This window comes from Lacunimicrobium album, from assembly GCF_052161635.1.
Lineage (GTDB): Bacteria > Planctomycetota > Planctomycetia > Planctomycetales > Planctomycetaceae > SXPC01.
In genome coordinates this window covers 4,817,321-4,832,705 of the sequence record NZ_CP197413.1, presented here as the reverse complement: position 1 = coordinate 4,832,705, position 15,385 = coordinate 4,817,321, and the positions used below count along the sequence as shown (strand labels likewise).

Below are 15,385 nucleotides of genomic sequence, written 5' to 3'. Positions count from 1 at the left end.
CGACGATTTCATCCTGAAATCGTTGAGCTCAGGTTTCCTCCTGAAACGACACCGGGCGACACACTACTTCGGTCGCGTCGGTGCGTATTGGTCTGAAACTCAGACCATGTTTTCTCCATTCTCCATCAGGGAGAACGGCCCAGGGTTTTGGGCCAGTGAGAAGTCGGCATCAGCAGTTCATGCACTCCCCCGAACGCTGATGCGAGCGTATCCGGACAGGAATGTTGACTTAGTACGTTGGCAATGGGTCAGATGGCAGCAGAGCTGTCGTATAACCTGGGTTGGTCATGGGCATAGCGGTCATGGGTGCTCCGCCTTGCATGTTGTATGCACCCTGTGGGACGGTGTAGGTGCTTGATGGCATTCCCATAGCAGGAGCACATTGGCCGCTGGAGCATCCGCCGCCCGCTGGAGCGTAGAAGCTGCCTTGTTGACCGCATGGGCCGCAGGCACCGCTGTTGCCGTACCAGTTGCGGTGACAGCAGCAGCCGCTGGAAGCTAGAAGAAGCATGGAGAACAGTGAGAGGTTGACGAGAGTTTTCATGGATTGCGATTCCTTTCAGGGTCAGTCCGGATCCACTTTCGAGTGTATTGAGAACGAAGGCCGCTGCTAAATGCGGGGGGAGTCGGCGACGGCCCGGAGTGTTCTCGATTGAGCACTGGTGGTTTCACCATGTGCGTCAGTGGCGGGGGGAAAGTACGGCAAAAAGCGGACTGCCTCAAGACGCTAAAATCTCGTTCTCGTCAACTTGTAAACTTTACCACCGAAATCTTGAGGGAAAGTTTTCAATTCGCGTGAGAATTCGGGAAATCGTTCCCGGGACTCGGTTCTCGACCGGGAAAACTGGGGCGAAGCGGTGGGATGAATGTGGCCCGATGGGCATTGTTAAACAGCGAAGCGGGCGATGAATGCAGAAATCGCGGGGCTTTTTGCGGTATTGCTTGAAGAAGAGAGGGGGAGGAGGCGGAAGTCTTCTCCAAGCTGGAGTCTCGCGTTGAGAGGTTTTTTTATGGCACGAGGGGCATGCGCGGTTGGCGTGATTCTTGCGCCTTCGGCGTCCGGGTTGGGACAACCCGGACTACCACGGAAGGGGGGAGAATTAAGCGCCGATCAGGGATTTCAGGTCTTCGAAGTAGTGGGGGTAGGTTTTTGCGGTACAGCCGGGGTTCTGGATTTCGATTCCTGCGGCTTTCAGTCCCAGCAGGGCGAAGCTCATTGCCATGCGGTGGTCGTTGTACGTGTGGATCGAGGCGGGTTGTATCGGGCCGGGGTGGATCGTCATGCCGTCTTCGTGTTCATCGACGGTCAGGCCGCATTTTCGCAGTTCGGTGACGACTGCGGTGATGCGGTCAGTTTCTTTGTAACGCATGTGTTTGACGCCGTGGATGCGGGTCGGTCCTTCTGCGAACGGGGCGACACAGGCGAGCGTCTGGGCGGTATCGCTGATGGTATTCATGTCGATATCGATCCCCTTGAGAGGCTTGCCGTGGACGGTGACGCTGTTGGGGTTCCATGCGACTTCACAGCCCATGAGCTTAAGGGCCTCGACGAATTTCACATCTCCCTGCAGCGAGTTTTTGGAGAGTCCTTCCACGGTGATCGAACCGCCGGTGATCGCAGCGAGGGCGAAGAAGTAGCTGGCGGCGGATGCATCTGGTTCGATTTCGTACTCGGTTGCGTTGTAGTTCTGTGGCGTGATGGTGTAAGCCTGAGTGGACTCTTCGATCGTCACGCCGAAGGCCTGCATGACGGCGAGGGTCATGTCGATATAGGGCCTTGAAACCAACTCTCCTTTGAGTTCGATAAACGATGTGCCACTGGCGCACGGACTCGCCATCAATAGTGCTGAGAGGAACTGCGAAGAGACATCGCCTGCGACGGTCGTGTTTCCGCCCGAGAGTCCTTTACCCTTGACGAGCACAGGCGGGCAGCCAGTGCCTTTGGGGCACGAGACATTCGAGCCGAAGCCGTTGAGGGCATCGACCAGATCCATGATCGGCCGCTCCTGCATTCGTTGATTCCCATCGAGCAGATATTCTCCTTTTCCTAACGCGACAGCGGCGGTGAGAAAGCGGATACTTGTGCCGGAGTTTTCCAGATAGAGTTCGAATTTTCCCTCGGGCGGTTTTCCAGCCACACCTTCGATGGTGATCGTCCTGACTGCCAGATCCTGAGTGACGTTGAGGCCGAGGCGTTTGAGCGAATCGACCATGACGCGCGTATCTTCACTGTCGAGAACGCCGGTCAACGTCGATTGACCGTCAGCAAGGGCAGCGACAATCAGCGCGCGGTTCGTCAGGCTTTTCGAGCCGGGGGGACGGATCGTGCCATTTACGGCATGGGAAATCGGTGTGATTGTCTGGGAGTCAGTCATGGTCATTGATCATTCGCAGAGGGAGTATTGAACAGTGTCTAAGATACAGGCTCTGAGAGCGATTGCCATGGTGACCAGCGGTTCGGAGAGAGATTTTGGATTCGGTATCAAAGAGTGAACTAGTCGTGGAACCTGACATGGGATAGAGTTCCGATTGAGCCCGTTTTTTGCCGATTCCGCGCAGGTTGACGACCATCCGGGCTGCGGTCGTTTTCTGCCAGTGGCCCTTTTTCTGCATGTTCAGGTCTTTCTGAACAACGCCATGTCTTATAAGACGTTCAAAAAACTGCTGGGTGAAACGAGCCTCGAGAGAAAGTGTCGCTTTCTTTTCGGAGGTGGCCTCATGCTGCTCATTTCCGGCTCGTTTTATTTTTATGCACAGCTGAACGGCTGGATCATTCGACAACAGAACGTCGAAACGGCACGCATGCTGGTTTCGCCGATTGTTGTCGAGCGTCACCTTTCGATGCTCAAGACCGATGTCGAGTTTGTGGGGTTTCTGGAGAACCTCTCTGCAGAACTTAAGCCCGACGACGTCCGCGAGGAAGGTCGCTGGACCGTGCTTGGTCCCAATATCATGAATGCGGATTCACTTCGCGCCACGGACGAAGTGGACCTCACCGCCTTTTATGAGGTGAAGAAGACGCGCGAGGAGTACATTCAATATCAGTCTGAGCGATATCACTCGGGACAAGATCAATCCGAGCAGCGCTTCTTCCGATATTATGCTCCTCTTATCGCGACCGAGGGGTGTATCGCCTGCCACAAGAAGAAAGCTGGCAGCGAAGGGGACGAGTTGCTGGGCATGGTCAAGATCGTCCTGCCTTTGCGTAAAACAGAGTCGACCCTCGCGTGGAACAACGCCATCCTGCTTGCGATGGCGATCGTGACGTCGTTCTGCGCCATGATCGCAGCCTATGCCATCGTGCGTTACGTCATCGTCAAACCGGTTCTGCACCTGAAAGACATCTCCAACGAGATCGCCCACGGAAAGCTCGACCTTCGTGCCGATATCCGCACTGGTGATGAGTTCGAGGAGCTGTCTCACGCGTTCAACCGGATGCTGCGCTCGCTTTCGAATGCGCGGGAGGAACTTGTCGAGGCCAACGAGAAAGTGAACGGCAAGGTCGAAGAACTCGCGCAGGCCAACTTGAGTCTTTACGAACTCAACAATCTGAAGAACGACTTCCTCGCGACGATGAGTCACGAACTCCGCACGCCTTTGAACAGCATCCTCGGCTTCTCCGATCTGCTCGACACTGCTGCGAATCTCAATGACAAACAGCATCGCTATCTGAAGAACATCACTGCCTCCGGTAAACACCTTCTGGCTCTGATTAACGATATTCTCGAACTGGCGAAGATCGAATCGGGCAAGATGGAAGTTCGCCCGGTCGAGTTCTCGATGAGTGACCTCGTCGGGGAACGTGTCGACTCGATTCGTCCGCTGGCCGAGCGCAAGAACATCGACGTCATCTGCCAGATCGCACCGGATCTGCCGATGGCGTTCCAGGACTACGGCAAGCTGCAGCAGATCCTCAACAACCTGCTGTCGAACGCCGTCAAATTCACTCCTGAAGGAGGCCAGATCCGTATCAATGTCAAACGCCTTGATACGTTCCACGTCTCGATCAGTGTCGAAGACAATGGCATCGGCATCCCGCTCGAAGACCAGGAACTGATCTTCGAGAAGTTCCGACAAGGCCGTGGCGTTCTGCAGGATGGCGATAACCTGAAGAGAGAATTTGAAGGGACCGGGCTGGGCCTTTCGATCGTGCGCGAACTTTGTCGTCTGCTCGAGGGAGAGATCCGCCTGCATAGTGAATTCGGCAAGGGTAGTACTTTCACGGTCAGCATCCCGATTATCTGCCAGGCGTACAATTCCGATTCTGAAGAAGATCGTGTTCGTTATCAGACGATTGAACGGACGCGACAAAAGCTCGCTGATTACAACAGCATGTCTGCGAGCAAATAATCGCGGTCTTGCTCACGTCAATCAATGGCCGAGACAACGGCCGGTGCCTGCTTCTTTCGCCAAAGTGCTGCCGCAACCAGGACTGCCAGAATTGGCAGCAGCGAGGCTCGCATTCGCATGTTGGTCCAGAAGAATAGATGGACGCCAACAAGGGTCACGATCGGGACCAGAAAGATCACCGATGTTCTCCAGGATCGCTTCCACACGCGTATGATGCCAATCAACGCCAGCAAATTCTCGATCAGATAAAAGACAGCGATCGGAATAATAATGAATCGCGACATTGCCCCTGCATCAGGCCCCTGTGGCATGATGTGCCAAAACCAGTACAGGCGAAGAAGACACGCTTTCGCGAATGTTCCTGCGTGCGTTCGGATGGTTTTCAGAGCGAGTGCATACTGATAGTGATCCCGCGCGATTTCCGTTTTTAATCCCTGAGCGTCCATCTCACTTGTCAGTCTCTGATACCAGGATGCCTGACTATCTTGATCGTCTTCGGGGAGTCGTTCCCAGATCTTTCCCCAGGCGTCCCCTTCGACGCTTGCACGATAGAACGATTCATTGTTCCCCAGCAATAATGTGTAGCCACCATGAGTGGTGGCGGGGATCAATTTGTGAAAGTCGACGGCATTGCGAATCACCCAGGGGGTCATCACCAGCAGCGTCGCGGCCATTGCGATGACGCTGAGCCTGTCTGGGTGTTTCTTCTTTCGCATGACCCAGCACGCGAGCGTCCAGATCATCAGCAGCGGAACAGCGGCCAGGATCGTGGGGCGACATAGCACATTCAACCCGAAGAAGATCCCTGTCGTCATCGCCCATCGCCAGTCGGGGCTCTGTCTCCAGGAGAGCCAACTACTGACCCAGGTGATCATGAGCGCTGCACTGGTCACCTCGGTCATCGGCTGAGATGTATACTTCACCAGCAGGGGATCGACGGCCAGTAAAAGGACAGCCAGCCAGGCCAGCCTTGTTAATCCCAGCTGATGTGCGACCAGCGATGTCGCGCAGAGCATGAGCAGACTCGACAACAGATTGATGACCGCGACTGCCGCTGCAGGCCCCAGCCAATAAACATAGGACAGCAGCATGGGATACAACGGCGGCCTGAAAGCGGTCGGCTCCGTTTCTCCCTGGCTGGCGAATCCTCGCCCTTCGGATAATGACTGAGCAATCCCGAGATAAGCATCCCGGTCGATCGTCAAATCCGCTTTCCAGTGTGTGATCGCGGCCAGTCGCAATAACATGCCCACGACAATGATCAACAGCACCACGTATTGACGCACGGTCGTTCCATCCAGCGAAGTCGATATCTTCATGAAATGCAAATTCGTCTTGTTGCCGAGGCCTGCAAAATCGTACTGCATAGCGTCTGGTCTGTCACTGGTCTATAACTGTGGAGTGACAAACAACCTGATTGGCATCCTTGTAGAGAACAGACCGATCTGTGAGTGACGCTCCGACGAATCCTGATCCTTCCGCGCCCGCCGCACCACTTCCCCCCAAGTGGTACGATATCTTCATTGATCGGTATGGCTTTTTCGCGATCGCGATCCTCGCTGTCACGGCACTGTGCTGGTCGACCTCCGGGAAGATGCGACTGGATGAATCGATCGAGTCGATGTACTCCCGCAACAACCCGCAGCTGCGAGACTATCAGGCGAGTAAAGCCACCTTCGGCGGGGATGAGTTTGTCGTTGTCGCGTGGTCGCAACCCAATTTGGATGAGCCCGAGGGGCTCGATGCGATCCGTGCTTTCTCGCAGGAACTCAGCAGCGTTCCGGGCGTGAATGCCAAGAGCACTCAAAATATCGCTGAAGTGCTCGAGCCGGAGGAAGCAAGTTTTCTGGTCCGCATGTATCTGCGTCTGCCCGCGACGCACGAAAACCTGATGTCGTCTTCGGAGGGTGTCCTCCTCTCCAGTGACCGGAAAACGACCGCCGTCGTCCTGCGTCTGGAGCCACCTGGGAATGCGGAAGTCCCGCGTCTGGAAACGTATGCGAAGCTGCGAGAACTCGGGGCAGCACATGATCCTCCTGCGGTCGTCGTCGGTGAACCGATTCAAGTCAACGACATGTTCCGCTATATCGAACAAGACGGACGGATCCTCGGCTGGGCTTCCACGATCATCCTGCTGGTCGTCATTTACATCATGTTTCGCAGCGTTCGCTGGATGATCATTCCCGTGCTCGTTGTGCAGGTCAGCCTCATTCTGATGAAGGCGTTGCTGGTCGCGACCGGCGTATCGATGAGCATGGTCAGTTCGATGGTCGACTCGCTGATCATGATCATCGGGATCGCGACGGTCATGCACTTCACGGTCCGCTTCCGCGAGTTCCGCGCCACCCAGGAAGCGCCTCAGGCGTTCCGTTCGATGCTGCATGACCTCTTCCGTCCGACGGTCCTGATGACCTTGACGACCTCCATCGGCTTTGCAGTCCTTTACACCAGCGATATCAATCCCATTCAGACGTTCGGATTAATGATGGCTGTCGGGACTCTGCTTGCTTTCACGTCGGCACTCTGCCTGACCCCGGCGGGGGCACTGCTTGGTTCCTATTCGGACGACCCGAATGCTCCGCCGTTTGAAAAGACCATGAAGCGCAGTCTGCTGACGATCACGCACCTGGTCGACAAGATCCCTCTCCTGCTGGGAATTGGCTTCCTGGGCCTGATGACTTGGTCGATCTGGGGAATTCAATATCTGACCGTCGAAACAGACTTCAGCAAGAACTTCCGCAGCAATACGCCTCTGGTCATTGGTCTGGACTTCTTCGAGAACAGCCTGGGGGGTGCAGGGAACTGGGAGTTGAATTTTCCTGCCCCCAAGGAACTCGATGACGCCTATCTCACAAAGGTTCGCAGCCTGTCTGCAGATCTCAAGAAGCTGGAAATCGATGGACACCCTGCCCTGACGAAAGTCGTCGCGTTCACTGATCCGATCGATATGATCCCCTCGATCGCAGGCAATACGACAGAGAAGAAACGCGATCTCATCCGACAATTCCAGCCTGAGTTCGAACCAAGCATGTACCAGCCTGGCGACGAGACCAAGCCAGGACGGATGCGCATCATCCTGCGTTCTCTCGAACGCCAGCCTGCCGACACCAAACTGAAGATCATTCAGGCCGTCAAAGCCGAGGGGCAAAAGTACTTCGGACAGGACGTCTCTGCGACCGGCATGTTTGTGCTGCTGGCGTACCTGATCGAGAACCTGCTCAATGACCAGCTTGTCAGCTTCGTTCTGGCAGCAGTCAGCATTGTCTTCCTGATGGCCTGGGCGTTTCACAACTGGCGCGTCGGCCTGATCTCCCTGATCCCAAATATCTTCCCGATCACCGTTCTGGTGGGCGCCCAGGGCTGGTCTGGCGTTCCCGTCAACATCGGCACGGCGATGATCGCGAGCGTCTCTTTGGGACTGACCATCGACTCGAGCATTCACTATCTCAAACGCTTCTTCGACGAACTCAACAAACGCGGGACGGTCCAGGCAGGCCTCGAAGCCACCCATGAATCAGTCGGCCTCCGGATGATCCTCGCCAACTTCGCCCTCATTGCGGGCTTCAGTGTTCTGACCTTGTCCAACTTCCTGCCTTTGGTTTACTTCGGCATCCTCGTCAGCATCGCAATGCTCGGCGGCGTGCTGGGAAACCTGATCCTGCTGCCGCTGCTTCTGAAATACGTTGTCCGCCCGGTGCCGACAACACAGCCGGCGAATGAAGCTGTTCCGGTCCCCAACCCTTCGTAACGGGTTGCAGGGTGACTCGCAAAATTTGCGATGTCTGTATTGCGCGACGATCAGACTCGACGAACGCGAACTTCGGAATGAGTATCGAAGGGAACCATTCCATCAAGCAAATCAACAGGCCATATTGTTTCTTCGCCATCTAGCAACATCGCGATTTCCGCGGGACCAGGATTCAATGCAACCCCCTGACGCGGGATGACATAACCAGGACCAATTCGCTCCAAACGAACTCGATGCTCACCTGAGACCAAATACAGTTCGATTCTTGGCGAGTAGTGTCGTTTAAATTGAGTCATGTCGATCATGAGGGGTATCTCAAAGTGAGTCTTCTATTTGATATCTTGTACAAAATGTAGGGTGCCGGTGAGTCTTCGAACCGCACCAAAACGAGACTCGATGCCACATTTGGTGCGGTTCGCAAAGCCTCACCAGCACCCTACGAGGAATTAGAAAACTGCGTCATAAAAAAAGCCTCCCTGTGACTATTCATCAGAGGAAGGCAAGAATGCATTCTGCTTGCGACGGGCTTACGGTTCAACAGGTGTCGTTGGCGTTTCTGCTGGCTTGTCTGTTGCGGGAGTGTCACCCGTTGGAGCTGGTTTGGTTTCTTCTGGCTGGCTGGCCGGCTCTTCCTTTTTCATTGCTGGATCAGCGGTGGCAGCAGGAGCAGGTTCTGCAGCGGGAGTGGTTTCGGCGGGTGCTGGATCTGCGGGTTTCTTCTCAGCGGGCATTTCCTCGGCTGGCTTGGCATCAGCGGCCGGAGTCGCTTCTGGTGCTGGAGTCGCCGCTGGTTTCATCTCAGCTGCTGGTGCTGGCGTGGCAGGGACCATCACAGGTTCTTCGACGATAATGGTAGCTTTCTTGATGTAATCCAGATCGGGGAACTTCGCCTTCAGGTACTCGTTGCCCTTGGACTGAAGCATGCCCTGATCCGGCTTTTCGCCGTACTTGGGTTCAATCGCGTCGACATACTCCATTCCCGAAATGACTTCTCCAAAGGGAGAAAACCCATCGCCATCCAGTCGGCTGTTATCGCCATAATTGATGAACAGTTGCGTGGATCTTGAGTTGGGACCAGAGGTTGCAAATGTGACCTTACCACGCTTGTTGCTGACTTTGACGGGATCGTCTTGAATGACGGCATCGCGGTACTGGGCCTGAAGATTGGGATCAGCGGCGATTCCGAACTGAGCCATGAACCCCGGCACAACGCGGAAGAAGCGAGCCTCGTCATAAAGACCTGCTTCGACGAGCTCTTTGAAGTGGGCGGCTCCCAGAGGTGCCCATTCCGGATGGACCTGCACGATCACATCTCCTTTGCTCGTTTCGAATTTGACCTTGAAGCTGTCCGCCGACGGAAGGGTCGGCTTCTTTGCTTTTTCTTCTTTAATAGCAGGCGCAAACTCCGTGACTTCCGGCTTTGACGTTTCGGTCCAGCGGATACAGCCAACAAACACGAACGCCGCCAACACAGGCAGCATCACTTTTCCATTCAAAGGCAATTTCATCGTCTGTCATCCTCAGGTTGTCATGAGTAAAAAAATTGGCGCGAATGAATCAATCGTCATCACCACCGGCAGGTGGTCGGCGGCCGCGAGGCTCGCCAGGAGTGAGTTCCAGAATCTTCTCGACCGGTAGCAAGGCTTCGAGTTCGGTGACTGTGGAAGCATACTTTGGATCGGTCGCCAGGTTGGCCCATTCGTAAGGGTCCTTCGTTTCATCGTACAGTTCCAGACCGCCGTCGCGGTATTTTATCAGACGGTATTTTTCCGTGCGAACCGTATGATTCCCCTGTCCATGCGTCGTAATAGCGTAACCGGACCATTCCGCAGACGGGGCCTTCAGTAGCGGGACAATACTCTTTCCCTGGACATGCGAAGGTGTTTGCAAACCAGCCAGGTCACACAACGTCGGGTAAATCGTCATGAAGTCGACGGTACGATGACATAGTTCCCCCGTCGGTGTGACGCCCGGCGCAGAGATGATCAGCGGGGCTCGCGTTGCTTCTTCCCACAGCGCAAACTTGCGCCAGTGATGCTTCTCGCCGAGATGCCAGCCGTGATCGCCCCAGAAGACGATGATCGTATTGACTTTATAAGGGCTCTTATCGAGCGCATCGAGCAGGCGACCGACGTTCATATCGGTGTAGGCAATACACGCCAGGTAAGATTGGATTGCTTCCTTCCAGCGGCCTGACTCAACGATCTTGGCTTGATCTTTTTGAGGGCCTGCCATCTTGACGCCCGAGGTGGGGATGTCATCCAGGTCATTTTCCTGGAATGGCGGCAGTTCGATCGACTCGAGCGGAAACATGTCGTAATACTTCTTCGGAACGACCCAGGGCAGGTGTGGCTTGTGAAGCCCGCATGCCAGGAAGAAGGGCTTATCCTGACGCTTCCCGAGTTGATCGATGCAGTAATCAACGATGTGATAATCCGAGATGTCTTCGTCATTCAGGTCATGATTGACCGGTTGCTGAAACCCTTCGAGTTTCTTCACTCCCTGGCCATGCTCGGGGGTTTTCATCTTCGGGTAGTCATTCCACTCCGATGCATAGAAGGAATCGCTGTGATAGATCTTCCCGGCACCGGCGACTTCATAGCCGCTGTTCTTGAAGGTCGCGTTCAGGCTGATGCCTTCAGGGATGTATTGCTTCCAGGGATCGTTGTTGGTGTAACAGCCTGTTGACGTCGGGCGATACCCGCTCATGAGAGCCGCACGGGCGGGGTTACATGCGGGCGCTGCACAATACGCATGCGTGAAGCTGACACCGCGGGCTGCGAGACGATCAATGTTCGGTGTCTTCGTTTGTGCATTGCGTCCAAGGTGGCCGACCCAGTGATTCAGATCATCGACGGCGATGAAAAGAACGTTAGGTCGATCAGCTGCGCTAAGCTGACTGGTCAGCGACAACATTACAGTGACCATCAGGGCGAAACGGCGAGCGACGTTCATGGAGCCTCCAGGATTCGAGAGACGCATCAATTCCTCCTCTAAAGATGCCACATCCCTGACGCAAGTACAAGCTAGATCAGACTTTCAAACTTAGTTGCCAACGCGATTGGAGCAATAAAAAAGCAGGCAGACATGCATGATGCAAAATCTGCCTGCTCAGGGAGAAGGCCCGTTGGGGAACCAGCTGCAAGTCACGCCGCGACTGGATTCCGGTTAATCAATTAGCCGGCTTTAATCGTCACTTTCTGCGGCTGCAGTTTGGCTGCTTTCGGAAGAGTGACTGTCAGCACGCCATTTTTCATGGTGGCAGTCAGGCCGTCGCGATCGATCCCTTCAGGCACCTGGAAGGTCCGCTCGTAGGAGTACTGATGAGCGAATCCATACACGCGCTGGAAACCTTCGCGAGTCGTGGGCCGCGATGTCCCTTTCACAGACAGCAGGTTTTTCTCCAGGACGATTTCCGCGTTGTTCTCATCCACGCCCGGCATCTCGACATCCACCACGAAAGCTTGTTCGCCTTCATAGATATTAACGCGAGGTCGAACGGTCGCCGTGCGTGTCTGGGTAGAGGTGCTTGCTGTTTTGGTTTGTTCGGTGACTTGAGAACTGCAGCAGTTGTTGGCTTGAGGCAGAGAGTTCATATGGAAAATCCTTTGTTATGTGTAAGAGATGCCTGGATGGCGATTGATGAGAAACAGGTAACGGTACAGAACATGGGTACAAAACTTACCCCGCGTTGATGGCGATCCGCTTCGGCTTTTGAGCTTCGCTTCGAGGGAGTCGAAGAGTCAGGATGCCACTGCGAAGAGTGGCTTCTGCCTGATCGGTCTGGATTTCAAACCCAAGACGAATCGTGCGATCGACGACGCCCGGCTGATGTTCAACGACTCGAGCTTTCACGCCATAGTCGAGAGTTCTGGCTTTCGGCGTGGCCTTCACGTTGACCACAGGGCCTTCGATCGACAGTTCAACGTCCTCCAGGTCGAATCCTGGCAGATTCAGTTCGATGACGGCTTCCTGATCATTTTGCCATACGTTCAGGCTTCGATCCTGGCCCGACTGGTCTTCCAGCTGACTCCAGACACGTCGGAGAATGTCATCGACGTCGCTCAGTCCGTTGATCGCGGACCAGGGTTGAAAAAGGTGGCTGATGCGGTTGTTCATGGGTAATTACTCCTTATGAGAATGAGGCCTGATAAAGACACTGCCACATTTGTGATTGCAGATATGTACGCCATATTGGCGATTCAGTCATAAAGCAAGCAGTGCGCCAAAAACGTTATCGTGTTAAAAGTGATTGTAAAACAACGATTTACGGTACTTCCATTGCGTTTGGTAACCCTGAGGCAGCCAATATGGCATTATTTGGTGCGTTTAGTTGAGTGGTTAATGGTGCCATAATGGCTTAGTGTTCGATGGCTTCACTAGCCAGGAGCCGGAAAGAGGAAGAATGGAGAATTCAGCCAGAGTTTGGCTGTTATGCCTGTGGGAAGCCCCGCCAAAGCGTTTTTGCAGCGGCCTCAATTTCCTGTCGAAGGAAGAAGGTGCGTGATCAGGCGCTTCGCGCTGCTGTTCACGACATGTCTTTATCTCATGCACAATGACGTGCGTTCTTAAACCGACGTTTAGTCGGAATCGATGGATTGATGGGTGTCTCGTTCGCGGGTTCAAGAGGCCTCGACGCACGACGTCGGCGACGTCTGGCAGTAGACCAGACTGCGCTCGATGCCAAGCCTCGCGCCCGGACCAAAGCGAAAAAGCTTTTCATCAATCCGATCGAAGAGCTTCAGAAACGGGTCAAGACACGTCCGGATACGCCGATTCATTCGCTGATCCCGTCCAGCGTTCGACGGTTCACGCTCCTCAATTTCGGGATGGTCACCGCCTGGCTGCTCCTGTTGACCGTCTCTTTAACGCAGGCTTTGTGGGCTCCCTTTGTCGCACCGAAACTCGCCAGCTTCTTTGAACCACAAACCGGCCTGATCTGGCCCATGTGGACGGGGCTGATGTTCCTCGTTACGGCTCAGTTCAGCTGGCTCGTCTACTGGTACCGACGTCATTCCCGACGTGACTTCCATGGTCATTACCGCATCTGGTTATGGACGTCACTCGACTGGACTCTCATGGGGCTCGGCGCATTGACGGGCTTGCACCAGTTGGTCGCTGAAACGCTGATTCGATTGACGCAACTTCCGCGAGATCCCTACGAAAACTTGCTCTGGATCGCGCCGCTGGCCGGGATTCTGGTTAATCTGGGCCACGGGCTGGATCGTGAGATGGCGTCTTCGAAAGTTGGGTGGCGCATGTTCTGCCTGGCGCTGTCGTCCGCTGCCCTTGTCGGCATGATGCTGATTGGCTGGCGGCCGATAGGGAATGTTCTGGGCGATAGTATTTTCATGACCGTGACGAGTTCATTTGTCCCGTTGGCACTTTTGATCGCGACACTCAATCAGCTGTATTTCGTCTTGTATGTCACCCCGGAATCGGTCCGTAAACAAGGTGGAATGCTGACCGCAGCCGGGAAGCGGGTCACGTCGTCGACGTCGAAGTTCTTCCTGAGTTCGCTGCTGACGACCGGATGGATGTTCCGGGGCGTTGGCCGGGCTTATCGGTTCGTGATGAGTCTGCTTTTCTCGCTTCTGTTGTGGAAGAAGCTGGATGTTGACGTCGATACGGGCAAAGCCAAGAAGCCCAAACCCAAGGCCAAGCCAAAGGTTGCAGTGAAAGAAGTTGCCCCTGCCGCCGCGACTGGCCGCAGTAAATCACGCAAAGCAGTCGTCGTCGAAGAATCCGAGCTTGAAGAAGAAGCTGCTGAGGAAGCCTACGAAGAGGAAGCTTACGAAGAAGAATACCTGGAAGAAGAGACCGTCGAAGAGAAACCGGCCCCCAAACCTGTTCCCGCAGCCAAGCCAACCCCTGTTGCTGTGAAACCAACTCCCGTTAAAGCGGCTGCCGCCAAGCCCGTCGAAACCAAACCCGTCGAACCGGAACCTGCTGCACCGAAGGAAGAAGAGTGGGATCAGTCGGCCTGGGAAGCAGAAATGCAGGCGTTCGAGGAGAGTAAACAACAGGCGAATAACAATCCCAACAAGGGCAACAACTCCGGTTCCAACCAGCAATCGAACTCCAAGAACAAAAAGAACCAGCGTTTCGACCAGAAACATGATTCGTACTCATCACATAGTCAGTACGAACAGAACTGGCAGGAACCCGAGCCCGAACCGGAACCCGCTTACTCCGCGCCCGCTCAATCCTCCTATGACGAGCAGCAATGGCAGAATGAAGATGGCGGCGGAGAAGACTACTCCGATGGCCTCGATCCATCCGACCTGCGCGGCATGAGCAAAAAAGACAAACGCAAAATGCGCAAGCAGATGCGAGACCAGCAACGCGATCGCGATTGAAGACAGTCTCACCTCCAGTGTGTGATGAGTAAAGAGTGTGCCACGGCTGTGCCAGCCGTGCGGTATTCATTCAAAGTGGACGTTCATTGCGCGCTCACACGGCTGACACAGCCGTGGCACACAGGGGATGGCGCTGACTCGTTGTAGCCCTCTGGTCCTGCTGAACTCGCATTCTCGCAAGCAGGCGATTAAGATTTCTGCATGAGCAGTTCACGCGACAAAATCATGACCGCCCTGAAGTCCGTCGTTCTGGAGAAGCAGCCTCTGCCGGACGTGACGGGCGACTGGATCCGCTATGACGATCCCTGGGCCAATTTCTCGACCGTTCTGACAGCCGTCGGCGGAACTTGCGTCTTCTGCGAAGATCAGCAGGATTTCCACGCGAAGCTGAATGCGAATCCGCTTTACACGACGTCGACGAAGACCGTTTCACTCGTGGCTGGCGTGCCGTCAAAGAATTGCCAGATCGAGCAGGTCACAGATCCTCATGAGCTGGAGGACGTTGAGTTTTCTGTTGTTCCGGGGGAGTTTGCCGTCGCAGAGAACGCGGCTGTCTGGGTCGTGGGCAGCAAGCTGGTTCATCGCAGCTTACCGTTCCTGACGCAGCACAAAGCGATCGTCGTTTCTCGTTCGGACATCGTCCACAATATGCATGAGGCTTACAGCCGGGCTGAGATGAAGAACGAGCGTTTCGGCGTCTTTATCTCAGGTCCATCTAAGACGGCTGATATCGAGCAATCCCTGGTCATCGGGGCTCACGGTGCGCGATCGCTGACCGTTTATGTTCTCGGTTGAATCCCAAAGACCTCATCTCAATTTCGACTGACAACACGGCATCTCGGTCGCTGGACGGGCTGAGACAATGAATCCGTGCGAATGAGGCTGCTTTCGGGGCGGGCATTCGACTCGAAAACCTGTCAAGAATGAC

12 protein-coding genes are annotated in these 15,385 nt (G+C 54.8%); 4 read left to right on the top strand and 8 right to left on the bottom strand.

All coding sequences use genetic code 11. The features are described from left to right. Window positions 1–229 precede the first annotated feature (229 nt). Window positions 230–544, bottom strand: a complete 315-nt coding sequence (locus SH248x_RS19395; protein ID WP_459555977.1) for a hypothetical protein — start codon at window positions 542–544, stop codon at window positions 230–232. A gap of 556 nt (window positions 545–1,100) precedes the next feature. Next, complete coding sequence (aroA, locus tag SH248x_RS19390; RefSeq protein ID WP_459555976.1) at window positions 1,101–2,375, bottom strand: 3-phosphoshikimate 1-carboxyvinyltransferase; 1,275 nt, start codon at window positions 2,373–2,375, stop codon at window positions 1,101–1,103. 343 nt (window positions 2,376–2,718) lie between these two features. Here aroA and SH248x_RS19385 point away from each other — a divergent pair, with 343 nt between their 5' ends. Further along, a complete protein-coding gene (locus SH248x_RS19385) occupies window positions 2,719–4,350 on the top strand; it encodes a sensor histidine kinase (protein ID WP_459555975.1) in 1,632 nt (543 codons plus the stop codon). A 17-nt stretch (window positions 4,351–4,367) separates the two neighbouring features. Here SH248x_RS19385 and SH248x_RS19380 read toward each other — a convergent pair whose 3' ends face one another. After that, entirely contained in the window at window positions 4,368–5,669 is a 1,302-nt protein-coding gene (locus SH248x_RS19380; RefSeq protein WP_459555974.1) for an ArnT family glycosyltransferase, read from the bottom strand. A gap of 128 nt (window positions 5,670–5,797) precedes the next feature. Here SH248x_RS19380 and SH248x_RS19375 point away from each other — a divergent pair, with 128 nt between their 5' ends. After that, entirely contained in the window at window positions 5,798–8,098 is a 2,301-nt protein-coding gene (locus tag SH248x_RS19375) for an efflux RND transporter permease subunit (RefSeq protein WP_459555973.1), read from the top strand. A gap of 50 nt (window positions 8,099–8,148) precedes the next feature. Here the strand turns inward: SH248x_RS19375 and SH248x_RS19370 are convergent, their stop codons facing one another. From SH248x_RS19370 to SH248x_RS19350, 5 genes are all read right to left on the bottom strand, one after another. Beyond that, window positions 8,149–8,403, bottom strand: coding sequence for a hypothetical protein (locus SH248x_RS19370; protein WP_459555972.1), 255 nt, complete (start codon window positions 8,401–8,403; stop codon window positions 8,149–8,151). Window positions 8,404–8,625: 222 nt separating this feature from the next. Next, complete coding sequence (locus SH248x_RS19365) at window positions 8,626–9,606, bottom strand: peptidylprolyl isomerase (protein WP_459555971.1); 981 nt, start codon at window positions 9,604–9,606, stop codon at window positions 8,626–8,628. Between the two features lie 49 nt (window positions 9,607–9,655). Next, window positions 9,656–11,053, bottom strand: a complete 1,398-nt coding sequence (locus SH248x_RS19360; protein ID WP_459555970.1) for a sulfatase — start codon at window positions 11,051–11,053, stop codon at window positions 9,656–9,658. Between the two features lie 221 nt (window positions 11,054–11,274). Continuing rightward, window positions 11,275–11,694 (bottom strand): Hsp20/alpha crystallin family protein, encoded by a 420-nt coding sequence (locus SH248x_RS19355; protein ID WP_459555969.1) that lies wholly within the window; start codon window positions 11,692–11,694, stop codon window positions 11,275–11,277. 85 nt (window positions 11,695–11,779) lie between these two features. After that, complete coding sequence (locus tag SH248x_RS19350; protein WP_459555968.1) at window positions 11,780–12,217, bottom strand: Hsp20/alpha crystallin family protein; 438 nt, start codon at window positions 12,215–12,217, stop codon at window positions 11,780–11,782. A 482-nt stretch (window positions 12,218–12,699) separates the two neighbouring features. On the opposite strand from SH248x_RS19350, the gene SH248x_RS19345 reads away from it, so the two are divergent. After that, the gene (locus SH248x_RS19345; protein ID WP_459555967.1) at window positions 12,700–14,457 is read left to right on the top strand and encodes a hypothetical protein; all 1,758 of its coding nucleotides are present in this window, start codon (window positions 12,700–12,702) and stop codon (window positions 14,455–14,457) included. Window positions 14,458–14,658: 201 nt separating this feature from the next. After that, a complete protein-coding gene (locus SH248x_RS19340) occupies window positions 14,659–15,252 on the top strand; it encodes a LutC/YkgG family protein (protein WP_459555966.1) in 594 nt (197 codons plus the stop codon). The last annotated feature ends 133 nt before the right edge of the window (window positions 15,253–15,385 follow it).